Consider the following 20,933-nt stretch of genomic DNA (forward strand, 5'->3'; position numbering starts at 1 on the left):
AATATGGTGGCAACAGCCGCGGCAACGGCCGAACTTCAGGTCGCAAAGGACTACGTCATTGCGGACATCGGTTTGGCCGATTTCGGACGCAAGGAGCTTGATATTGCTGAGACCGAGATGCCCGGTCTCATGGCATTGCGTGCCAAGTACGGCAAGGAGAAGCCCTTGAAGGGAGCACGGATCGCCGGCTCTCTGCACATGACGATCCAGACAGCTGTTCTGATCGAAACCCTTGTGGAGCTTGGTGCCGATGTGCGCTGGGCCTCCTGCAATATTTTCTCCACCCAAGACCACGCCGCAGCTGCGATGGCTGCCGGTGGAATTCCCGTTTTTGCCGTTAAGGGTGAAACCCTTGAGGAGTACTGGGATTACACCCACAGCATCCTCGAGTGGGGCGATGGTGGAACGCCCAACATGATCCTCGACGATGGTGGCGATGCCACCGGTCTGGTGATGTTGGGTAGCAAGGCCGAGCAGGACATCACCGTGCTCGATAACCCTTCCAACGAAGAGGAGACCTTCCTGTTCGCTTCGATCAAGAAGAAGCTGGCGAAGGATTCCAGTTTCTACAGCCGCATCAAGGCTGAAATTCAGGGCGTGACCGAGGAGACCACCACGGGCGTGGCTCGCCTCTACAAGATGCAGAAGAGTGGAGAGCTTCCCTTCCCTGCGATCAACGTCAACGATTCGGTTACGAAGAGCAAGTTCGACAACCTCTATGGCTGTCGTGAATCGCTGGTTGACAGCATTAAGCGTGCGACCGACGTGATGGTGGCTGGCAAGCAGGCCCTCGTTGTTGGCTACGGCGATGTGGGCAAGGGTTCTGCGCAGTCATTGCGCGGCCTTGGTGCCACCGTTTGCATTGCTGAAGTGGATCCCATTTGCGCTTTGCAGGCTGCGATGGAGGGTTACCGGGTGGTTCGCCTCGAGGATGTGGTGGATCAGATGGACATCTTTGTGACCGCCACGGGCAACTACCAGGTGATCCGCAATGAGCATCTGGTGAAGATGAAGGACGAAGCGATCGTCTGCAACATCGGACACTTCGACAACGAGATTGATGTGGCCTCACTCAAGGCCTATGAGTGGGACAACATCAAGCCTCAGGTGGATCACATCACCTTGCCAAGCGGCAACAAAATTATTCTTCTTGCCGAAGGTCGTCTCGTCAATCTGGGCTGCGCCACTGGTCACCCCAGTTTTGTGATGAGCAACTCCTTCACGAACCAGGTGTTGGCTCAGATTGAGTTGTTCACCAAGGGCAAGGAATACGGCAAAGAGGTGTATGTGCTGCCTAAGCACCTTGATGAGATGGTGGCTCGCCTCCACCTTGAGAAGATCGGAGCCAATCTCACTGAGTTGAGCAAAGATCAAGCTGACTATATCAACGTTCCAGTGGAAGGCCCTTACAAGCCGGATCACTACCGTTATTGATCTTTTGGGGATCGCTTAAGGGCTGTGTATGCAGCCCTTTTTTCATGGCCTGTGTGCTTTTTGGAACTCTCTCTTGAGCCAGAAAATGTTTTGGTTTCAATTTGTTTTAGAGTTGAAACATGGCTTTTGTTGAGCCTGTTAAGCGGCTTAAGAGTTTGAGTACTTGTTCGCTATATAGTATGTAGCGTCTCTGCGAGCGGATGCTAAATGCGTTGAAAGTTGTTTTGCTGTGAGCTTAAAGTTCATCATTCGCGTGATGAATGATGGGATGGAATGTGTGGCAAGTCTTCATCAAGGGTCGCCCTAGGCGTCTTAATCCAAAGCATTTAATTATGAATTTAGGTTGTCTTTTCTCTGGTTTTGATAAGAGGCTCGGATCTTTGTTGTGTCTGAAGTAATGCTTTATTAATACCTAGGCTGAGGGGTTTCTCCCTTCGCTATGGCTGATTCCTATGGCCGATAAGGTGTGAAATACTAGTTAGACTTTATTTTAGCTGTTGATGGGTCTGTCTGAACTGATTACCCAGCTTCCAGAGCTGATTGGACAGGCCGTCGAGGCAAATCAATGGTTGGGGTATGGCGCCATTTTTGCGGCCATGTTTCTCGAAAATTTGTTTCCGCCTATTCCCTCTGAGCTGATCATGCCTTTGGGAGGATTTTATGTGCAGCAAGGGCAACTGCAATTCGTCCCCGTTGTGCTTGCGGGTTTGATTGGAACGGTGCTGGGAGCGTTGCCTTGGTATGGCATCGGCCGTCTGATCAATGAACAACGCATTGAGCAATGGCTCGAGCGCCATGGCCGCTGGATCGGCATTAGCCCCGAGGAATTGGCGCGCAGTCGCCGTTGGTTTAGCCGCTACGGGACGGCCCTCGTGTTTTGGGGACGGTTGGTGCCAGGCATTCGCACCTTGATTTCGGTTCCTGCAGGAATCGAGTTGATGCCGATGGCGCCATTTTTAATTTGGACCACGGCTGGCAGTCTGATCTGGACGCTGTTGCTCACCATCGCCGGGATGGTTCTTGGTGAGGGATACAGCAATGTTGAGGTCTGGATCGATCCCTTCTCCAAGGTGATCAAGGTGGGCTTAGTGATTGCCGTTTTGGCTGGTGGGATCTGGCTGGCCCTGAGGATTTGGCGTCGCCGCCAGTCGGCCGATTAACCAGCGGTCAGGTGCTGGCGACCGGCTGTTTTGAGCCCCTCAACGCGAGGAAGTCGCCGGTCGTCATGCACTCCTGTTTTAGAAGGGAACTTCTTCGTCGCTCGGGCTCCCTCCCCCGAATCCACCGGATCCTGCTTCGCTGTCGCGTTTGGAACCGAGGAGTTCGAGGCGATCGACGCGAACAACAGGCTTGCTGCGTTCTTCACCGCTGTTGCGATCGGTCCAGCGATCCAATTTGAAGCTGCCGATGATGCCCAGGAGTGATCCTTTTTTGACGTAATCGGCGGCAACCTGGGCCTGCTTGCCCCAGATCTCAAGGTTGAACCAATCTGGTTCGTCGTCGCGGCTGCGGCGATTCACGGCAATGGTCAGGTTGGCCACCATGCTTCCCGATTCGAAGTAACGAACTTCGGGATCTCGGCCGGCGCGGCCGACCAGGGTTACGGAATTGACACCCATAAAGGTCTTGTTCTGTGTGGATTAATGATGCGCCACGGTTGACGTGGCTGCTTTTAAGGAGTTCCACCCTCAGCGCCGGATGTATCAACTGATGCATCAGCCAGCGCATGACACCCCTCCTAAGATTCGGCGACTTGTGCCCCATCCAGTGCTTTTTCGTCGATTTCAACTCTCCCGTGACATCGGTATCGACCTCGGCACTGCCAACACCCTGATTTACGTCTCCGGCAAGGGGATCGTGTTGCAAGAACCTTCTGTGGTGGCGATTGATCTGGAGAGGGGAGTGCCCCTGGCCGTCGGAGATGAAGCGAAGCTGATGCTGGGCCGGACGCCCGGGAACATTCGCGCCATCCGGCCCCTACGTGATGGCGTGATCGCCGACTTTGATGCGGCTGAGCAGATGCTCAAAAGCTTCATTCAAAAAGGCAATGAGGGGCGCGGGATCATTGCTCCGCGTTTGGTGGTGGGCATCCCAAGCGGTGTGACGGGTGTGGAGCGCCGCGCCGTGCGTGAGGCGGGCCTGGCCGGTGCCAGAGAAGTGCATCTCATCGATGAGCCCGTGGCTGCTGCGATTGGTGCTGGGCTGCCGGTGACAGAGCCCGTCGGCACGATGATTGTGGATATCGGTGGTGGAACCACCGAAGTGGCGGTGCTCAGCCTCGGAGGCACCGTGTTGAGTGAATCCGTTCGCGTTGCTGGTGATGAAATCAGCGATTCGATTGGTGTCCATCTCAAAAAGGTTCACAACCTCGTCGTGGGTGAGCGCACCGCAGAAGACATCAAGATTCGAATCGGCTCTGCGTTTCCAGACAACGACTTCGACCAGACCGTGATGGATGTGCGTGGTTTGCACCTCTTGTCTGGTTTGCCGCGCACGATTCAGCTCCAAGCGGGTGATCTTCGTGAGGCGATTGCTGAGCCCCTCAACGTGATTGTTGAGGCGGTGAAGCGCACGCTTGAACGCACTCCCCCTGAGCTGGCCGCGGACATCGTCGATCGCGGAATCATGCTCGCGGGCGGCGGGGCTCTGGTGAGAGGGATTAGTGATCTGATCAGCCATGAAACCGGGATCTTTACCCACGTGGCGGAAGATCCGCTGCTGTGTGTGGTGAATGGCTGCGGACAGGTGCTGGAGGATTACAAGCGCTTGCAGCGTGTGTTGGATACCCCTGAATTCGTTCGTTCTGCCTCGAGCCTCTAATCCCGATGGGCTCCTCGCCGTGGCCGCAGGGAACGCGTTCCCGGAGCCTGAAACGAATTTGGCCTTGGCTGGCTCTTCTTGGCGTGCTGGGGATGGTGCGTTGGAGCAAGGGCGCTGGTTTCGCGGATGCCTTTGCCTTGCTCACGCGTCCGTTTTGGCCAGGTTCAGCTCAGAAACAGTGGGTCCAGTCAGCGCAGCAGCAGGACGATGCCACGCGTTTGCAGTTGCTTGAGGTGGATAACGCCCGTTTGAGGGGGTTGCTTTCCTTGGATCGTCAAGGCGCCCAAGGGGCGATTTCTGCTGCCGTGATCTCTCGAACGCCTGAGGGCTGGTGGCAGCAAATCGTGCTGGGGAAGGGGGGGCTAGCTGGCATCAAAAAAGGGGATGCGGTGAGCGGCCCGGGTGGATTAATTGGCCTTGTGCAAAGTGCCACTCCAGCGACAAGCCTTGTGCGTTTGCTCACCGCCCCGGGAAGTCGTGTCGGCGTTTGGGTGCCGCGGACCCGTCAACATGCCCTCCTGGTGGGAATGGGCACGGCCCGTCCTGAACTGAAATTCATCGACAAAGACGTGAAGGTTCGTCCTGGTGATTTGGTGAGTACCTCCCCGGCCAGCACCCTGTTGCCTGCAAACCTTCCTGTGGCCGTTGTGCAGTCCTTGAACTCCAGAGCGGTTCCCGCTCCCACGGCCCTGGTTCAGTTGATTGCGCCTCCGGATGCGATCGACTGGGTCCAGGTGAGTCGGCGCTGATTGATGGCTCGTCTTCACAGCCAACCGATCTGTGTTGCCTCCGGATTGTTGGTGCCGTTGATCAGCTTGGCGGCACCGTCATGGCTGAGCTTGGGAGGTGTCTTGCCGAGCTGGGCGGTGCTGTGGCTGTTGCCCTGGGCACTGGTGGATGGACCGGTATCGGGGGTGGTCGCGGGGGCGGCGATGGGATTGGTCCTGGATGGCCTCAATGTGGGAGATGTCAGTCAGGTGCCCGCTTTGATGCTGTTGGGCTGGTGGTGGGGACGGCTTGGGCGGCGGGGCCGACCGATTCAACGCAGTCTCAATCTGGGGCTGCTGGCTTGGATCGGCACGATGTTGCTAGGGCTGAGCCTCTGGGCGCAGCTGTTGGTTCAGGGTGTGGATGCTCCTTTGGCCCAAGCCTTTGCATTACACACCTGTTTGGCTCAAGGCCTGATGACGGGTCTGATGGCCCCGATGATTGGGTCTTGGCAACTTCTGATCTGGCGACGGCGCACTCCCGCATGATTCAGCACACTTCTCATCGCCATAGGTCCCATCGCCTTAGGTGGCTCGCCTTGGCAGTTGTCAGCACGTCGTTGCTGATGGGGGGATGCCGGCGTGCGGCCGCTCCAGATGGAGCTCTCCAGCTTTGGACGCTGCAACTAGCGCCCAAATTCAACACCTACATGGAACAGGTGATTGATCGCTGGGATGATGAGCATCCCGATGCGCCGGTGCGTTGGACCGACCTGCCCTGGGGTTCGGTGGAACGGAAGCTCCTGGCAGCCGTGTTTGCGCGCACCGCTCCTGATGTGGTGAATCTCAATCCCCCCTTCGCGGCCAATTTGGCAAGCAAGGGTGGGTTGACCGATCTCACGCCGCTCTTGCCGCCCGATGCCGCTCAGCGCTATTTGCCTTCGGTGTGGCGTGCCGCGCGCGATTCAAAGGCGGGCCAGATTGCCGTGCCCTGGTATCTCACGGTCCGCCTCAGCTTGGTCAACCAGCAGCTGCTTCAACAAGCTGGCGTGAAATCGCCACCCCGTCGTTGGGATGATGTCCCTGAGTTTGCCCGCCGCATTCGAGAGCGAACCGGGCGTTATGGGCTGTTTGTCACGGCCGTGCCCGACGATTCCGCTGAATTGCTGGAGTCGATGGTGCAGATGGGGGTCGTTTTGCTCGATGAGCAACAGCGCGCTGGATTCGATTCGCCAGAGGGGCGCAAGGCGTTTGCGTTTTGGACCGATTTGTATCGAAAGGGGCTTCTCCCTCGGGAAGTGGTCAGTCAAGGGCAGCGCCGGGCGATTGAGCTCTACCAAAGTGGTGAGCTTGCCTTGCTGGCCAGTGGGGCTGAATTTTTACGCAGTATTCAGACCAATGCCCCTGGAGTGGCGGCGGTGACCATCCCTCAACCGCCTCTTACAGGAGACGATGGCACCGCCAACGTGGCTTTGATGACGCTCGCTGTTCCTCGCCAGAGTCAGCGACCTCAAGAGGCGTTGTCGTTCGCCCTGGATCTCACCAACGGACCGAATCAAGCGCGCTTTGCGCGTGAGGCCAGAGTGTTGCCCTCCTCTCTGGCAGCTCTCAGGCAGGTGCGTGCTGAGCTCGAAGCCGAGCGACCTGCCACTCCCGAGCAGGCTCAAATTCGAGAGGCGAGGTTGCTGTCGGCCAAGACGCTGGAGGGAGCGAGGGTCCTGGTGCCTGCGACGCCAGGGGTGAAGCGTCTGCAAAGCATCGTTTACACCCAGCTTCAGAGGGCGATGCTGGGTCAGATCAGTAGTGAGGAGGCGGTGCGTAGCGCTGCTGAACAGTGGAACCGTTATTCAGAGGCGCGCTGGCCCTAAGGGAGCTATTCACTGCCTTGAGTTGAAAACATAAAGACAATCAAAAACCTGAGTCGATAGCTTTTTGTCACTCACGAATCGTTTGCGCTGACCGGTAGAGTCGCTTCTCTTCATATTGTGTTGCGATGCCCACAGATGGGCCTTCTGTAAAAGGAACCATTCTTGTGGTTGACGACGAGCCCGCAGTTAGGCGGGTTTTGTTGATGCGTCTGCAATTAGCTGGTTTCAACGTCATTTCCGCTGAGGACGGGGAGGAGGCGTTGGAGATGTTCCACAACGAAGCTCCAGACCTTGTTGTGCTCGACGTCATGCTTCCCAAAATGGACGGTTTTGCCGTGTGCAGGCGTCTGAGAGCGGAATCCTGCGTCCCCATCATTTTTCTTTCCGCGCTGGAATCGATTTCTGAACGCGTCGCTGCCCTCGACCTTGGCGCCGATGACTATCTGCCAAAACCCTTCAGTCCAAAGGAGCTGGAAGCCCGTATCTCCACGATTTTGAGGCGGGTTGGATCTGGTTCCGCCACCGTTGAGCCACGAGAGATTCCAAGTGGCCAAGGGGTGATGCGGGTTGGAGACCTCGTGGTCGATACCAATCGCCGTCAGGTGAATCGTGGAACTGAGCGCATCGCTCTCACCTACACAGAATTCAGCCTCCTTGAGCTGCTGTTTCGGGATCCAGGTCATGTGGTGCCTAGGGCTGAAATCCTTGAGCAGCTCTGGGGATACCCGCCTAGACGCGCGGCCGACCTCCGGGTTGTTGATGTTTACGTCGCACGCCTGCGAGGCAAGCTTGAGCCCGACCCTCGCAATCCTGAATTGATTCTCACGGTGAGAGGGATTGGTTATGCGTCTCAGCGCATGGGTGAGCCCGCGGGAGCACCGGCAGCAGTTTGATGATTTTGGCGTAATCCGCTCGCTCTCGTGCCCGTCGCAGGGCAGGATGGCGCCCGACTGCTTCTTCTCTCTTGTCTGAACTTCGTGAGACCCGCTTGGAGAAGGCGAATGCTCTCAAAGAACAGGGGCAAGAGCCGTATGCGTTGCGCTTTGATCTCACCGATCGCATGGCGCGCCTCCAAGCCGATCATGCTGATCTCCCGAAAGGAACCGAGCGTGACCTGAAGGTTTCGGTGGCTGGTCGGGTGATGACGCGCCGAGTGATGGGCAAGCTTGCGTTCTTCACGCTGGCGGATGAAACGGGAACGATCCAGTTGTTTCTCGAAAAAGCAACGCTGGGAGACCGCTTTGCTCAGCTCAGTTCCTTGGTGGATGCAGGTGACCTGATCGGAGTTCACGGCATTTTGCGCCGCACCGATCGCGGTGAATTGTCCGTCAAGGTGAGCGAATGGCAGATGCTCACCAAGTCGCTGCAGCCCCTGCCAGATAAATGGCATGGCCTTGCGGATGTGGAGAAGCGTTATCGCCAGCGCTATTTGGATTTGATCGTCACGCCGCAGTCTCGTGAGACCTTCCGGCGTCGAGCGATGGCCGTGAGTGCGATCCGCCGTTGGTTGGATGAACGCGACTTCCTAGAGATCGAAACACCGGTCTTGCAATCCGAAGCCGGTGGAGCTGAGGCGCGACCGTTCATCACGCATCACAACACCCTCGATCTGCCTCTCTACTTGCGGATTGCCACGGAGCTCCATCTCAAACGTCTCGTGGTGGGTGGATTTGAACGGGTGTATGAGCTCGGACGGATCTTTCGCAACGAAGGGGTGAGCACGCGCCATAACCCTGAATTCACCTCGGTGGAGGTGTATCAAGCTTATGCCGATTACAACGACATGATGACGCTCACCGAAGAGCTGATCGCCTCGGTTTGTGAGCAGGTTTGCGGGACGACCCGCATCAGCTACCAGGGCGTGGAGGTGGACCTGACGCCGTCCTGGAGGCGCGCCACGATGCATGAACTCGTGCAGGAGTCCACCGGCCTGGATTTCGCCTCTTTCCAGACCCGTGAGGCGGCTGTGGAGGCGATGCGAGCTGCGAATCTCCCTGCACCGGATAAGGCCGACACGGTCGGACGGCTCTTGAACGAAGCGTTTGAGCATGCGGTGGAACCCAATTTGATCCAGCCAACCTTTGTGCTCGATTACCCGCAGGAAATTTCCCCCCTTGCGCGTAAACATCGCAACAAGCCAGGTTTGGTGGAGCGGTTTGAGTTGTTCATCGTGGGCCGAGAAACGGCCAATGCCTTCAGTGAGCTCACGGATCCTTTGGATCAAAGAGGCCGCATGGAGCTCCAGCAGGAACGCCGTGCGGCAGGAGATGTGGAAGCCAGCGGCGTGGATGAGGATTTCATTCAGGCCCTGGAAGTGGGGATGCCCCCCACCGGTGGACTTGGAATCGGGATTGATCGCTTGGTGATGCTGCTCACGGATAGCCCCTCCATTCGGGATGTGATTGCCTTTCCGTTGATGCGACCTGAGGGGTGACCTGTCAGCATGGATAATTAAACCCAGTGGCAGGGTCCAATTCCCATGAGTGGTGAGCGCGTAGGTTTCCGCTTCAAACACGCCGATGCGGTGGTCAAGCGCAATCCGCAGGGGCGGTCCCGTCGCGGATGGGTGATGGAGCCCGTGGAACAGACCACGAGCCGAGGCACCAAGATGCCCGCTTATCGCATCCGCTGGCGTGACAGTGAGCGTCCTGAGATCGTGCTTCAGCACATGCTGATTGCTGATCCAGATCCCACTCCTCCGCCTGAAAATGTGAGCCTTGAGCCACCCGCCCCGAAGGCTTGATCGAGAGAGATGACACGTGCGATGAGCTGAGGCCCTTTTAGCTGAGCCCTTTACTGCGCCTCAGCTCTTCGATCTCTTGCTGTGCTTCGAAGAGGGCCCAGTCCTCATCAAGGCTTCGCCGAGATGTTGACTGCTTTTCCTGGGTTTTCAGGCTGTTGAGCTGCTCCTCGAGTTCGGCGAACTGAAGGCCAAGCGCCTCGAACTCCTCCCAGAGTTCACGACCTTGCTGCATCAAGGCGACAACGTGCTGATCCGCCCGTTGCCCAAGTTCAAGGGCGCCAGCTCTACGTGCTTTCTCTCCACGCTGTGTCCAGGCTTGGACTTGTTCAGCAAGCGTGAGCAGCTGGCGGCGCAATTCCTTCGCTTGGAGTTGCTGTTGCCCGCGACGGTTGTGAAGATCCCTTTGACGGTCTTGCAGATGTTGTTCGCGCAGAAGTTGATCTTGGCTTGGATTGCTACGCAAAAACTGCTCAAGCCGTTCTTCCAAGCTGCGTTCGAGGTTGTCAAGCCAGGAGGGACTCATGGGATTTGATCCGGTGCGCGCGTGATCAATGGAGCTTCGATCTCCTGCTCGAGCGGATTGATCGCCCCTTCCCGTGACCGCAGCAACAGCTGGGTGAGACGGGCGACCGAGCCCTCGCCCAGCTCGAGAGCGCCTAGGCGATCGAAGGCATTGCGGTAGACCGTTTCCAGCTCTTCGATCAGGGTTTCACGTTGTAGGCGGACGGTGGCCCGTTGCTCGTCGCGACTCATGGCTCAGCAGGGATGAAGGTCTGGATCTCAGTCTGTGGGCTCTAAGAGATGCAAGGAGAGATCATCCTCTGGATCATGCCAGCGACGCAGCCAGCGCCATCCGGCCTGTTGCGCTAACGCAACAGCGCGTTCAGGGCTGTACTTGAGGCTGTATTCGGTGATCAGGGGTTCATCGCATTGGAAGCTCCAACGCTCACCGGCGATCCTGACCACTTGGTCGCAGCGGCTGATCAAGGCCATCTGCACGCGTTGTTGCTCGGCTTGCCAACCCGCTTGGTACGAAAAGGCTTGGGGGTCAAAATTTGCTCCCAAATCGGCATTGAGGCGATGCAGCAAGTTGCGTGCAAAGGCGGCTGAGATCCCAGCGGCATCGTTGTAGGCGGCTTCGAGGCGGACCTTGCTCTTGGGTTGGTCAAGACCAAGAAGGAGAGGTCCCCCATTCAGCAACTGCTTGAACTGGCGCAGCACGCGGATGGCATCGTCCTGTTCAAAATTGCCGAGCGAGCTGCCAGGGAAGAAGCCGATCCGCCGTTGCTTTCGCAGCAATGGGTGCTCAGGCAGGGATGAAAGCGTGCTGTGATCGCAGCAAATGCCCAGCATGGGCACCCTTGGGTGGCGTTGTTGCAGGGCAGTGGTGGCTTTGCGTAGATGCTCGGCACTGATGTCCAGCGCTACATAGGCGGCTGGATGGGCTGCCTCGAGAAGAGGGCCTACTTTTTGGGCGCTGCCAGCACCGAATTCCACGATCACCCCTTCACCGATGGCGGCCGCAATCTCTGGGGCCGACGAATCGAGCAGGGCAATTTCGGTGCGAGTCAGGCTGTATTCGGGTTGCTCACAGATGCGATCGAACAGGCGTGACCCCTCCTCGTCATAGAGAAACCAGGCCGGCAGCTGGCGGGGACAACGGTTGAGCCCGATCCTGACGAGCTGTTCCATATCTGCTGCTGGCGGATGGAGGTCGATCAGTTCTGTTTTTCGATCGGTTGTGTAATCGGGTTGTTGAGAGGTGGTGGTCATCGGGCCAAGCGCAGCCCAGCCGCCATCCAGCGGCTAGAAGGAGCAAAAAAGTTCCGGTAGGTGTTGCGGGAGTGGCCATCCGGGGTGAGCTGACTGCTGCCCCGCAACACGAATTGGGAGGTCATGAACTTGCCGTTGTACTCGCCAACGGCTCCTTTGGCCGGCTGAAATCCGGGATAAGGCCTGTAGGGACTCGCTGTCCATTGCCAAAGCTCAGCATGGCTTTGCATGAGCTGAAGTCCCTGCTCCTTGGCGCCCCTCTCCCATTCGGCCTCCGTTGGTAGGCGAGATCCAGCCCAGCGTGCATAGGCATCGGCTTCAAACCAGCTGAGATGGCGTACCGGGCGATGGGCCTCCAACGGGCAGCGGCCTGCCAGGGTGAATTCCCAGGCCCAGGCTGACGGGTCTCGCTGTTGTTGAGCACGCTTCTGTTCATCCCACTCTTGGCGCCAATAGCGCGGTGCTTGCCATTGCCGCTCTGAGCGGATGGCCCAGCCTTCACTCATCCAGAGTTCGGGGCGTTCATAGCCGCCGTCCGCGATAAAGGCCTTGTACTCGCCGTTGCTCACCAAGCGATCCGCGAGGGCATAGGGCTCGAGCCAAACGCGATGACGGGGTTCCTCATTGTCGAAATGAAAGGGGTGGGCGTTGTGGGTGCTGTTTGGCTCGATGTCCTGGCCGATCTCCACCAGGCCCCCCGCACAGGGCAGCCAAACGGGAGCTGTTAGGTCATCCGTTGTTCCGTTAGGAGAAGAGTCTTCGGGCTCCGGCCAATCCGTTCGGTAGGCCGGTTCCAAGGGCTGACGGCTGAAGGCATCGAGAAGATCCATCAACATCAATTCCTGATGCTGTTGCTCGTGTTGAAGGCCCAGTTCGACGAGTTCCAGCCAGGGGGAAGGGGAGTCGCCGTTGCTTTGAAGCAGATCCTCCAGGGCCTGGTCCACTTTGTGGCGCCAAGCGATCACCTCTTTCATCGGCGGCCGGCTGAGTAAACCCCTCTGCGGTCTGGGTTGCCGAGGGCCAACCGCTTCGTAATAGGAATTGAATAAGTAGTTCCAGCGAGGATCGGCTCCCTCGTACCCAGGGCAGTGGGGGATCAGAACAAAGGTTTCGAAAAACCAGGTGGTGTGGGCGAGATGCCATTTAGGGGGGCTCGCATCGGCCATGCCCTGGAGGCAGAGATCTTCGGCTTCAAGCGGCTCAATCAACACTTCGCTGGTGCGGCGCACGTCCATCAGCCGGCGGATCAGCGTGCCGGAGTCCATGGCGGGTTGATGCACGAAATAGTGACCTTAGGGAGGCCAGGCTGCGGGTGCTTTCCCAAAACTCGCCCTAGCATCAGCCCATTTAGGCAATGTCGTTGTGATCGGCACGCTGCTGGCTGAGCGCTACCGCTTGGATCAATGTCTGACCTCAGACACGTCCGCACCCCAGGGGCAGCTTTGGCGTGGAACGGATGTGTTGGCCTTAGATGCGCCAGTGGCACTGCGGCAGCTGCAGGATCCTGATGCGCAAGACCGCTTTCGCCAGCTTTGGCCGGCCATGCAATCGGTTCTCCATCCGCTGATCCCACGCTTTGGAGGACTGCTGGAGGACTTGGATTCGCTCTGGCTGGTGAGGGAGTGGCAGGAAGGATCCAGCTTTGGCCAAATCCAGCAGCAGCGGCGTGAGCGTCAGCTGGTGTTCGGTGGCGGTGAAGTGCTGTTGCTGTTGCGTCAGCTTCTTCCAGTGTTAGGCGTTCTCCATGGCAAGGGACTGGTCCATGGAGACATCAATCCCAGCAATCTTCTTCGCCGGGATCAGGATGGGCTGCCGCTGTTGCTGGATTTTGGCCTGCTTCAAAAACTCGGCACCGCCCCGCTCCTCGGAGCCACGGCTGGTTATGCCCCGAGGGCACAAGGCCGCGGCGAGCTGGCCGCTCCCTGGATGGATGTTCATGCTCTTGGCGTGACCGCACTGACGTTGCTGAGTGGACGGGCCCCGGAGGCCTTGCTGCCCGCTGATGCCAGCGAATGGCCATGCCCCCCAGAGCTCGAACTCCATGAGGGCTTCCGCGATGTGTTGGAACGGATGCTGAGCGAGCTGCCAGGTCGCCGTTTTGAGCAGGCCGCGGAGGTCTTGCAGGCCTTGAAAGCGGTTCCCATGCCGGAATCGACGGGGCCGATGCCGAGTTCGGAACGAACGGTTGTGCTGGCGCCTGTGCTGCTGCCCTCTCCTGAACGTCCTGGCGTGGAGCCGGAGGCTGATGGTCCCTCGTCTCCTGAGCCTCGCCGGCGTCAACGCGCCGATGAGCGCCAAATGGCGGCGGAAGGACGGCTATGGCCCGTGGTGATCGCCCTGTTGATGTCAGCGGTGGTGGGCACGGCCATCGGTTGGTTCCTCCTCAGCCGGGGTAACGCCCCGTCTGGTGTCCCATCCACCGAGCGTGATGTGGTGGGCCGCTCGCCGACGGCCAGCCTGCCGCCTGCAGAAGTGGATCAGCGTCAACAACTGCTGAGTCGATTGAGAGCGTTGCAAGTGGACCGCAGCTGGTTCCTGGAGCTTGTGGATGCCAGCCTGTTGGCCCGTTTCCCGGAGCGGAGCGGTCGCTTGCCCAGTGATTCCCTTGAGGATGCTCCCCTGCGCCAGGTTTGGAATGAGTTGGCCAACGAGTGGCTAGCCAGGGTGGAGCAGCTGCCTCCTGGGCTGCGTCGTCGCCTGGGGAAACTCGATCAAAAAGATTGGCAGACCCAACGTCAGGCCCTCGTGACGCAAGGGGTGAATGACAGGGTGGTGGAGCAGCTGGTCTCCGTGGCGGCCAACACCCTGTTGCCAGGTGTGGCCTCGGGTGCCAAGCCACCAGAACCCTTCCGGCAGCTTTGGTACGCCGCTGCCTTGCGCAGTCTGGAGGAGGTCAAGATTGAAAAATTGAAGGCAGGGGCTGAGATGGCCACCGTGCTTTCCAGTCGGGTACCAGCCGATAGCGCGCGCCTGATTTCCATTCAGGTGCCGGCCAATCGTCGGCTGGTGCTCGGGATTAACGGAACACCGTTGATGCAGATGACCGTCTATGCCGCTGACGGCTCAGTTGCTGCAGAACGGGGCCCTTTGCGAGTGGTCACCCTGGAGGCTGATGTGGGCACACCTGTGCAGGTGCTCGTGACGAATGAAGGTGTCGCATCCGGCCTGTTGACCTTGTCCTGTCGTGCGGATCTTCCGACTCCGACCCCTGCACCGAAAGCCGTGTCGAAACCGCTGCCAAGGGTGGATCTCAATCCGATTGCCGATCCGGCGACTGGAGCGCAGGGACCGGTGGAGTCTTTACCAGAACCCCCTGGGCCGAAGCCAGCAGACGTGAAGGAGGAGGTTTCCCAAGAACCATCTGCCCAAGAGCAAGCGGTCCAAGAGCCCTCCGCTGAGCCAGAAGGGCTGAGGGGTCAGTAGCGGGCGATGGCCTCCCGTGTTTCCTTCTTGACCTGCTTGTCTTTGGCAGCGGCCCGTTTGTCATGGAGCTTGCGTCCCTTGCCCAGGCCGATGGTCACCTTGATCCATGACCCCTGCAGGTGCAAATTGAGAGGAATCAGGGTAAGCCCTTTTTGTTCCAGGTGACCGCGCAATTTGTCGATTTCGCGGCGATGGGCGAGTAGCCGCCTCACCCGCAGTGGCTCGTGATTGAAATAGCGGCTGGCGTGGGTGTGCGGGGAGATGTGAACGTTGTGGAGGTGCAGTTCTCCGCGCCTGATCAGGCAGAAGCCATCGCGCAGATTGGCTTGCCCCGCGCGCACCGATTTCACCTCAGTCCCCAGAAGTTCGATTCCCGTTTCTAGGGTTTCGAGGATTTCGTACTGGTGTCTTGCCAGCCGATTGTCGGCCAGCAGGCGATTGGCCGCTGCTCTCGCCGCTGCACTCTTTTTGCCGCCTCCCTTGCCCATCTCGCGTCAGGCCCTACGGCCGATCGGTCTCCTGACCTTATCCAGCTATCGGTACCCTTCGACCATGGCGATTGTTTCTTCCAACGCTGGATCCTCCAAGGGAGCTCTCCGACCGAAGCTGTCGCGGGTGGTGGATGCAACGCGTCAACATGATGAATCGGCCGAGCTGAGCGCCACGAAGGAAGACGGTCTTAGGCCGCGGCGTCTCGACGATTACATCGGTCAGCGTGAACTCAAACAGGTGTTGGGGATTGCCATTCAGGCGGCGATTGGTAGGGGTGAGGCCCTCGACCATGTGTTGCTCTATGGCCCTCCCGGCTTGGGCAAAACCACGATGGCGATGGTGTTGGCGGAAGAACTGGGGGTCACCTGCCGGATCACCAGCGCTCCGGCCTTGGAGCGCCCTCGCGACATTGTTGGCTTGCTCGTGAATTTGCAGCCGAAGGAGGTGTTGTTCATCGACGAAATTCATCGGCTCACCCGCGTTGCCGAAGAGCTCCTTTATCCAGCGATGGAAGACCGGCGCCTGGATCTCACCGTTGGCAAGGGAAGTACGGCGCGAACGCGAGCCCTGGAATTGCCGCCCTTCACCCTGGTGGGCGCCACCACAAGGGCCGGTGCACTGAGTTCTCCCCTGCGCGATCGCTTTGGACTGATTCAGCGCCTGGAGTTTTACGGCCAAGATGATTTGCAAGCGATCGTGATGCGGGCTGCGGGTTTGCTCGCGCTGCAGCTTTCGCCTGAGGCTTGCGCCGAGATTGCCCGCCGTTGTCGGGGCACCCCTCGGATTGCCAACCGCCTGCTGCGCCGGGTGCGGGATGTGGCCTGTGTGCGTGAGGTGTTTGGCTGCATCGATGTGCAATTGGTGGATGAAGCACTCACCCTGCATCGTGTGGATGGCAAGGGCCTTGATGCCAGCGATCGTCGCCTGTTGGAGCTGTTGCTTCAGTCCCATGGAGGCGGCCCGGTCGGTCTCGACACCTTGGCCGCGGCGCTAGGCGAGGATCCCACCACCTTGGAAGCCGTGGTGGAGCCCTACTTGCTGCAGCTCGGTTTCCTTCAGCGCACGCCCCGTGGACGGGTGGTGACCGCTGCTGGCCGAGGCCACCTGGGCTGGCCCGCGGATGAGGGAGATGCGGCATGAGCATGGATCTCAAGCGTTGGTTCTCCGTCTTGTTGGTTGCCTTCGGGGTCGTGCTGTTCCTGGGTGCCGATCCGGTTCTGGCTGAATCGCTTCCTAAGGATCAGCACCGTCAGTTGTTTGAACAGGCCCTGCGCTTCAGCCGTCAGGGTGACCCGCAGCAGGCCCTCGAGGGATGGGATCAGGTGCTGGAGCTGGCTCCGGATGACGCCGCTGCCTGGAGCAACCGCGGCAATGTGCGTTTGGTTTTAGGCGATACCGAGGGGGCGATCGCCGATCAAACCAAGGCGATTGAGCTCGCTCCAGAGGAAGCTGATCCCCACCTCAATCGAGGCACGGCTGAGGAGGCCTTACAGGATTGGACGGCAGCCGAGCAGGATTACAACTGGATTTTGAAGCGGGATCCTCAAGATGCTTCAGCGCTCTACAACCTCGGCAACGTGCGCGGCTCTGAAGGTGATTGGGAATCCGCTGAAGCCCTCTATGGGCGCGCCGCTGAGGCCCGTCCTGGGTTTGCAATGGCGCGCTCCAGCAGGGCGTTGGCCCTTTACCAACTCGAAGCTTTTGAAGAAGCTGAGCGGGAGATGCGCAACTTGATCCGTCGTTATCCAATGTTTGCGGATGCGCGGGCTGGCTTGAGTGCTCTGCTTTGGATCCGGGGCTCTAAGGGGGAAGCTGAAAGCAATTGGGCGGCGGCTTCCGGCTTGGATCCGAGTTATCGCGAGGCCGATTGGTTGCTAGAGGTGCGTCGTTGGCCTCCACGACCTGTTGCTGATTTACAGCGTTTTCTGGCTTTGGAAAGTCCATGACCACCACCACCAATCCTCTTCTTAAAGCCAGGCTTGAGGCGATCTTGCCCGCGTTGATCGAGTTGCGACGCCATCTGCATTCCCATCCGGAACTGAGTGGGGAAGAGCACCAGACCGCGGCCTTGATTTCTGGAGAGTTGCGTCAGTGCGGCTGGCGTGTGCGAGAAGGGGTGGGGCGCACCGGGGTGATGGCGGAACTGGGGCCTCAAAGTGGGCCCCAGTTGGGTTTGCGCGTAGATATGGACGCGTTACCCGTAGAGGAGCGCACGGGTTTGGCCTATGCCTCCTTGCGGCAGGGAGTCATGCACGCCTGCGGTCATGACATTCACAGCTGTATTGGACTGGGGGTTGCGCGTTTGTTGGCGCAGGAGTCGTCCTTGCCCGTGGGGATGCGCCTGTTGTTTCAGCCTGCTGAGGAGCTTGCCCAAGGGGCCCGCTGGATGCGCGCTGACGGCGCCACTGATGGGCTCAACGCCCTGTTTGGCGTGCATGTGTTCCCCTCATTGCCGGTGGGCACGATCGGTGTACGCAGCGGCAGCCTGACGGCTGCTGCGGGAGAACTGGAAATCGAGGTGATCGGTGAAGGCGGCCATGGCGCGCGGCCCCATCAATCAGTCGATGCGATTTGGATCGCAGCCCGGGTGGTGTCGGGATTGCAGGAGGCGATCAGTCGTCGCTTGGATGCCCTGCATCCGGTGGTGGTGAGCTTTGGAAAAATCGAGGGGGGCAAAGCCTTCAACGTGATCGCTGATCGGGTCACGCTCCTCGGCACGGTTCGCTGCCTCTGCGCAGACCTCCATGAACGCTTACCAGCTTGGATTGAGGAGACGGTGCAAGCCATTTGCGGGAGCTTTGGTGCCAGCGCCCGGGTTCGCTATCGCTGCATTGCACCCCCGGTTCGTAACGATCCCGCCCTCACTGCCTTGCTCGAGCGCAGTGCCGTTGAGCAATTGGGGGCAGATCAAGTGCAACGCCTTGAGCAGCCTTCTCTTGGCGCCGAGGATTTTGCCGAACTGTTGCAGGATGTCCCCGGCAGCATGTTTCGCCTGGGGGTGGCGGGTCCTGATGGATGTGCAGCGCTCCACAACGGCCATTTCAATCCTGAGGAAGGGGCCCTGGGCGTGGGTGTGCAGGTGTTAACCGCTGCGATGTTGGCCTGGACTCCCACACCATGAGCCGTCAATCCAGGACAAGGATCCACATCGTGTTGTCTCTGGCGGCACCGCTGATGGTGCTGCTTGGCGTGTCGGCAATGCTGCAGCGAGAGGGGCCCGACAGCTGGCAAGCACTTCCTGCCATCCTTGTGGGATCTGGTTTGGTGATCCATGCCGTGGTGGGCCGTCGTCAGCGCCGCCATCAGTTGTTGATCGCCTTGCGCACCACCCGTTCTCAGGAGGATTGAGATGGCCAGTAGCACCCCTGAACAGACCGCACCCAACCCTGAGGAGCTGCGCGTAGCGATCGCGTCGGGTGACCCAGTGCAAGCGATGCCAGCCCTCGCGAAATTGCGAGCGCTGCCCGATTCAGACAACGACAGTGTTGTGATCCCCCTGCTGATTTTGGGGAGTGAGCAACAGGCATTTTTAGTGCGCTCCCTGAGCTGCAGCGGCCTGGGTTACCGGCGCAATGAGCAGGGCTGGGAGGTGCTGACGCGTCTGGTCTCGACAGACGAAGATCCCAATGTGCGCGCTGAAGCGGCGAATGCCTTGGCGAGCTACGGGGTGGAGCGATCCTGGCCCCTGTTGCGCGACAGCTTCGCGAAGGATGGCGCTTGGCTGGTGCGTTGCAGCATTCTCTCCGCTCTCGCTGAGCAACCTGGAATCAACCCGTCTTGGCTGCTGGATCTCGGCAGGCAAGCGATCGCCGACGCCGACGGAACTGTGCGGGTGAGTGGTGCGGAAATCTTGGCCCGGGTGGTGCGTGAGCAGGGCGGAGATGCCCATGGATCTGAAGCAAGGGGGCTGCTTCAGCCGTTGCAGCAGGACGCGGATCACCGTGTAGTGGCTGCTGCCCTGAATGGTTTGCAGCCCTGAAAGCAGAAGTGCACCAGACCTGAAAAGCGTTGCTAGCTTTCAAAGACCACTAGGGGTGCCCTGTCTTTCCTTGCGATCGTTGGGGCTGAGATCACACCCTCTGAACTTGATCCGGGTCATGCCGGCGCAGGGAAGTGAACGATGTGATCTTCGGCTGTTTGGTCGGCTCCTGGCAATCCCGCTGCTGCCAAGGACATGCGTACTGAATGGGTTTCCGCTCGCAAGGGCCAGGCCAATGTGTCTCAGATGCATTACGCCCGTAAGGGTGTGGTGACGGAGGAAATGGCCTATGTGGCCACGATCGAGAACCTTCCGGAATCCCTCGTGATGGAAGAGGTGGCGCGCGGTCGGATGATCATTCCCGCCAATGTCAATCACACCAATTTGGAGCCGATGGCGATCGGCATCGCCAGCAAGTGCAAGGTGAACGCCAACATTGGTGCGTCTCCCAATGCGTCGGATGCAGCGGAGGAGGTGAACAAGCTGAAGTTGGCTGTGAAATATGGCGCCGACACCGTGATGGATCTGTCCACTGGCGGCGTGAACCTGGATGAAGTGCGGACGGCAATTATTGGCGCCTCATCCGTTCCGATTGGCACGGTGCCTGTGTATCAGGCCTTGGAAAGTGTGCACGGCTCGATCGAGAAACTCGATGAAGATGACTTCCTGCACATCATCGAAAAGCATTGCCAACAGGGCGTTGATTACCAGACGATTCATGCTGGCCTGTTGATTGAACATCTCCCCAAAGTGAAGGGACGTCTCACCGGAATTGTGAGCCGAGGCGGCGGAATTTTGGCCCAGTGGATGTTGTATCACCACCGTCAAAATCCTTTGTTCACGCGTTTTGACGACATTTGCGAGATTTTTAAGCGCTACGACTGCACCTTCTCCTTAGGAGATTCCTTGCGTCCTGGTTGCCAGCATGATGCTTCCGATGCGGCCCAGCTCGCTGAACTGAAAACGCTCGGTGAGCTCACCCGCCGGGCTTGGAAGCACGACGTGCAAGTGATGGTGGAGGGTCCAGGCCATGTGCCCCTGGATCAAATTGAATTCAACGTGAAAAAGCAAATGGAGGAGTGCGATGAAGCGCCCTTCTATGTGCTCGGTCCGTTGGTGACCGATATCGCTCCTGGCTACGACCACATCACCTCAGCGATTGGTGCGGCGATGGCCGGTTGGCACGGCACCGCGATGCTTTGCTACGTGACGCCGAAGGAGCACCTTGGTCTTCCCAATGCAGAAGATGTGCGCGAGGGGCTGATTGCCTACAAGATTGCAGCTCATGCTGCTGATATCGCTCGTCATCGTCCTGGTGCGAGGGATCGTGATGATGAACTGAGCCGGGCCCGTTACAACTTTGACTGGAACAAGCAGTTTGAGTTGTCTTTAGATCCTGAGCGTGCGAAGGAGTATCACGATGAAACCCTGCCAGCAGACATCTACAAACAAGCTGAGTTCTGCTCGATGTGCGGGCCCAAGCACTGCCCGATGCAAACCAAGATCACCGATGAGGATCTTGCTGGCTTGGAAGATGTGCTGAAGGCGAAAAGTGGTGCTGGTGAATTAGCTGGTGTGAAGCAACAGAAGGAATCCTGAGGTTGAGGCAGGTTGGCCTTGGTCAACCTGCCAGCATAAAAGATTGCTTTGGTGAGTGGGAATGTGATTGGATAAAGTTAAAATATAGTCAATGG

Annotated in this window: 22 protein-coding genes and 1 riboswitch; of the genes, 16 read left to right on the forward strand and 6 right to left on the reverse strand. The window is 58.8% G+C overall.

The annotated features are described in order from the left end of the window. The first annotated feature begins 3 nt into the window (after positions 1–3). Both ahcY and SynROS8604_RS00740 read left to right on the forward strand, forming a co-directional pair. Positions 4–1,434: an adenosylhomocysteinase gene (gene ahcY / locus SynROS8604_RS00735; protein ID WP_186544766.1), complete on the forward strand. Its 1,431-nt coding sequence runs from the start codon at positions 4–6 to the stop codon at positions 1,432–1,434. Between the two features lie 500 nt (positions 1,435–1,934). Next, entirely contained in the window at positions 1,935–2,594 is a 660-nt protein-coding gene (locus tag SynROS8604_RS00740; RefSeq protein WP_186544767.1) for a DedA family protein, read from the forward strand. Between the two features lie 78 nt (positions 2,595–2,672). On the opposite strand, the gene SynROS8604_RS00745 is transcribed toward SynROS8604_RS00740, so the two are convergent. After that, positions 2,673–3,053, reverse strand: coding sequence for a single-stranded DNA-binding protein (locus SynROS8604_RS00745; protein WP_115070391.1), 381 nt, complete (start codon positions 3,051–3,053; stop codon positions 2,673–2,675). A gap of 148 nt (positions 3,054–3,201) precedes the next feature. On the opposite strand from SynROS8604_RS00745, the gene SynROS8604_RS00750 reads away from it, so the two are divergent. From SynROS8604_RS00750 to SynROS8604_RS00780, 7 genes are all read left to right on the forward strand, one after another. Continuing rightward, complete coding sequence (locus SynROS8604_RS00750; protein ID WP_304623186.1) at positions 3,202–4,254, forward strand: rod shape-determining protein; 1,053 nt, start codon at positions 3,202–3,204, stop codon at positions 4,252–4,254. Positions 4,255–4,259: 5 nt separating this feature from the next. After that, entirely contained in the window at positions 4,260–5,003 is a 744-nt protein-coding gene (gene mreC, locus SynROS8604_RS00755; RefSeq protein ID WP_186544768.1) for a rod shape-determining protein MreC, read from the forward strand. Positions 5,004–5,006: 3 nt separating this feature from the next. Further along, positions 5,007–5,510, forward strand: coding sequence for a rod shape-determining protein MreD (locus SynROS8604_RS00760; protein ID WP_186544769.1), 504 nt, complete (start codon positions 5,007–5,009; stop codon positions 5,508–5,510). Continuing rightward, positions 5,507–6,829, forward strand: coding sequence for a sugar ABC transporter substrate-binding protein (locus SynROS8604_RS00765; RefSeq protein ID WP_186545735.1), 1,323 nt, complete (start codon positions 5,507–5,509; stop codon positions 6,827–6,829). The genes SynROS8604_RS00760 and SynROS8604_RS00765 overlap by 4 nt, the downstream gene beginning before the upstream one ends. 125 nt (positions 6,830–6,954) lie before the next feature. Next, complete coding sequence (gene rpaB / locus SynROS8604_RS00770) at positions 6,955–7,722, forward strand: response regulator transcription factor RpaB (protein ID WP_186544770.1); 768 nt, start codon at positions 6,955–6,957, stop codon at positions 7,720–7,722. Between the two features lie 71 nt (positions 7,723–7,793). Then, a complete protein-coding gene (lysS, locus tag SynROS8604_RS00775; RefSeq protein WP_186544771.1) occupies positions 7,794–9,263 on the forward strand; it encodes a lysine--tRNA ligase in 1,470 nt (489 codons plus the stop codon). 45 nt (positions 9,264–9,308) lie between these two features. Further along, positions 9,309–9,572: a hypothetical protein gene (locus SynROS8604_RS00780; protein ID WP_006042532.1), complete on the forward strand. Its 264-nt coding sequence runs from the start codon at positions 9,309–9,311 to the stop codon at positions 9,570–9,572. 37 nt (positions 9,573–9,609) lie between these two features. Here SynROS8604_RS00780 and SynROS8604_RS00785 read toward each other — a convergent pair whose 3' ends face one another. The 4 genes from SynROS8604_RS00785 to egtB are packed head-to-tail and all read right to left on the reverse strand — an operon-like array spanning position 9,610 to position 12,610. After that, the gene (locus tag SynROS8604_RS00785) at positions 9,610–10,095 is read right to left on the reverse strand and encodes a hercynine metabolism protein (protein ID WP_186544772.1); all 486 of its coding nucleotides are present in this window, start codon (positions 10,093–10,095) and stop codon (positions 9,610–9,612) included. Next, positions 10,092–10,325, reverse strand: coding sequence for a hercynine metabolism small protein (locus SynROS8604_RS00790; protein WP_006853875.1), 234 nt, complete (start codon positions 10,323–10,325; stop codon positions 10,092–10,094). The genes SynROS8604_RS00785 and SynROS8604_RS00790 overlap by 4 nt, the downstream gene beginning before the upstream one ends. Positions 10,326–10,352: 27 nt before the next feature. After that, a complete protein-coding gene (gene egtD, locus SynROS8604_RS00795) occupies positions 10,353–11,345 on the reverse strand; it encodes an L-histidine N(alpha)-methyltransferase (RefSeq protein ID WP_186544773.1) in 993 nt (330 codons plus the stop codon). Further along, on the reverse strand, positions 11,342–12,610 hold the full coding sequence (gene egtB, locus SynROS8604_RS00800; protein ID WP_186544774.1) for an ergothioneine biosynthesis protein EgtB: 1,269 nt from the start codon (positions 12,608–12,610) through the stop codon (positions 11,342–11,344). The genes egtD and egtB overlap by 4 nt, the downstream gene beginning before the upstream one ends. A 97-nt stretch (positions 12,611–12,707) precedes the next feature. Between egtB and SynROS8604_RS00805 the strand changes: the two genes are divergently transcribed. Continuing rightward, complete coding sequence (locus tag SynROS8604_RS00805) at positions 12,708–14,768, forward strand: serine/threonine protein kinase (RefSeq protein ID WP_186544775.1); 2,061 nt, start codon at positions 12,708–12,710, stop codon at positions 14,766–14,768. On the opposite strand, the gene smpB is transcribed toward SynROS8604_RS00805, so the two are convergent. After that, positions 14,762–15,256, reverse strand: a complete 495-nt coding sequence (smpB, locus tag SynROS8604_RS00810) for an SsrA-binding protein SmpB (protein ID WP_186544776.1) — start codon at positions 15,254–15,256, stop codon at positions 14,762–14,764. The two genes, SynROS8604_RS00805 and smpB, sit on opposite strands and share 7 nt — an antisense overlap. A gap of 64 nt (positions 15,257–15,320) precedes the next feature. Here smpB and ruvB point away from each other — a divergent pair, with 64 nt between their 5' ends. The 6 genes from ruvB to thiC all read left to right on the forward strand — a co-directional run bounded on the left by ruvB (position 15,321) and on the right by thiC (position 20,838). Beyond that, the gene (gene ruvB / locus SynROS8604_RS00815) at positions 15,321–16,400 is read left to right on the forward strand and encodes a Holliday junction branch migration DNA helicase RuvB (RefSeq protein ID WP_186544777.1); all 1,080 of its coding nucleotides are present in this window, start codon (positions 15,321–15,323) and stop codon (positions 16,398–16,400) included. Then, a complete protein-coding gene (locus SynROS8604_RS00820; protein ID WP_186544778.1) occupies positions 16,397–17,206 on the forward strand; it encodes a tetratricopeptide repeat protein in 810 nt (269 codons plus the stop codon). Before ruvB ends, SynROS8604_RS00820 begins: the two co-directional genes overlap by 4 nt. Then, positions 17,203–18,381: an amidohydrolase gene (locus SynROS8604_RS00825; protein ID WP_186544779.1), complete on the forward strand. Its 1,179-nt coding sequence runs from the start codon at positions 17,203–17,205 to the stop codon at positions 18,379–18,381. The genes SynROS8604_RS00820 and SynROS8604_RS00825 overlap by 4 nt, the downstream gene beginning before the upstream one ends. After that, positions 18,378–18,608 carry a DUF3188 domain-containing protein gene (locus SynROS8604_RS00830; RefSeq protein ID WP_186544780.1) on the forward strand — a complete coding sequence of 77 codons (231 nt, stop codon included), beginning with the start codon at positions 18,378–18,380 and terminating at the stop codon, positions 18,606–18,608. Before SynROS8604_RS00825 ends, SynROS8604_RS00830 begins: the two co-directional genes overlap by 4 nt. Before the next feature lies 1 nt (position 18,609). Beyond that, a complete protein-coding gene (locus SynROS8604_RS00835; RefSeq protein WP_186544781.1) occupies positions 18,610–19,239 on the forward strand; it encodes a HEAT repeat domain-containing protein in 630 nt (209 codons plus the stop codon). 41 nt (positions 19,240–19,280) lie between these two features. Further along, a riboswitch (TPP riboswitch) is annotated at positions 19,281–19,389 on the forward strand. Between the two features lie 45 nt (positions 19,390–19,434). After that, the gene (gene thiC, locus SynROS8604_RS00840; RefSeq protein WP_186544782.1) at positions 19,435–20,838 is read left to right on the forward strand and encodes a phosphomethylpyrimidine synthase ThiC; all 1,404 of its coding nucleotides are present in this window, start codon (positions 19,435–19,437) and stop codon (positions 20,836–20,838) included. The last annotated feature ends 95 nt before the right edge of the window (positions 20,839–20,933 follow it).

It is taken from the genome of Synechococcus sp. ROS8604 (assembly GCF_014279655.1).
GTDB lineage: Bacteria > Cyanobacteriota > Cyanobacteriia > PCC-6307 > Cyanobiaceae > Synechococcus_C.

Coding starts and splice junctions, on each gene's coding strand:
- ahcY (WP_186544766.1), top strand. CDS start 4: ATGGTGGCAACAGCCGCGGCAACGGCCGAACTTCAGGTCGCAAAGGAC.
- SynROS8604_RS00740 (WP_186544767.1), top strand. CDS start 1,935: ATGGGTCTGTCTGAACTGATTACCCAGCTTCCAGAGCTGATTGGACAG.
- SynROS8604_RS00745 (WP_115070391.1), bottom strand. CDS start 3,053: ATGGGTGTCAATTCCGTAACCCTGGTCGGCCGCGCCGGCCGAGATCCC.
- mreC (WP_186544768.1), top strand. CDS start 4,260: ATGGGCTCCTCGCCGTGGCCGCAGGGAACGCGTTCCCGGAGCCTGAAA.
- SynROS8604_RS00760 (WP_186544769.1), top strand. CDS start 5,007: ATGGCTCGTCTTCACAGCCAACCGATCTGTGTTGCCTCCGGATTGTTG.
- SynROS8604_RS00765 (WP_186545735.1), top strand. CDS start 5,507: ATGATTCAGCACACTTCTCATCGCCATAGGTCCCATCGCCTTAGGTGG.
- rpaB (WP_186544770.1), top strand. CDS start 6,955: ATGCCCACAGATGGGCCTTCTGTAAAAGGAACCATTCTTGTGGTTGAC.
- SynROS8604_RS00780 (WP_006042532.1), top strand. CDS start 9,309: ATGAGTGGTGAGCGCGTAGGTTTCCGCTTCAAACACGCCGATGCGGTG.
- SynROS8604_RS00785 (WP_186544772.1), bottom strand. CDS start 10,095: ATGAGTCCCTCCTGGCTTGACAACCTCGAACGCAGCTTGGAAGAACGG.
- SynROS8604_RS00790 (WP_006853875.1), bottom strand. CDS start 10,325: ATGAGTCGCGACGAGCAACGGGCCACCGTCCGCCTACAACGTGAAACC.
- egtD (WP_186544773.1), bottom strand. CDS start 11,345: ATGACCACCACCTCTCAACAACCCGATTACACAACCGATCGAAAAACA.
- egtB (WP_186544774.1), bottom strand. CDS start 12,610: ATGGACTCCGGCACGCTGATCCGCCGGCTGATGGACGTGCGCCGCACC.
- smpB (WP_186544776.1), bottom strand. CDS start 15,256: ATGGGCAAGGGAGGCGGCAAAAAGAGTGCAGCGGCGAGAGCAGCGGCC.
- ruvB (WP_186544777.1), top strand. CDS start 15,321: ATGGCGATTGTTTCTTCCAACGCTGGATCCTCCAAGGGAGCTCTCCGA.
- SynROS8604_RS00820 (WP_186544778.1), top strand. CDS start 16,397: ATGAGCATGGATCTCAAGCGTTGGTTCTCCGTCTTGTTGGTTGCCTTC.
- SynROS8604_RS00825 (WP_186544779.1), top strand. CDS start 17,203: ATGACCACCACCACCAATCCTCTTCTTAAAGCCAGGCTTGAGGCGATC.
- SynROS8604_RS00830 (WP_186544780.1), top strand. CDS start 18,378: ATGAGCCGTCAATCCAGGACAAGGATCCACATCGTGTTGTCTCTGGCG.
- SynROS8604_RS00835 (WP_186544781.1), top strand. CDS start 18,610: ATGGCCAGTAGCACCCCTGAACAGACCGCACCCAACCCTGAGGAGCTG.
- thiC (WP_186544782.1), top strand. CDS start 19,435: ATGCGTACTGAATGGGTTTCCGCTCGCAAGGGCCAGGCCAATGTGTCT.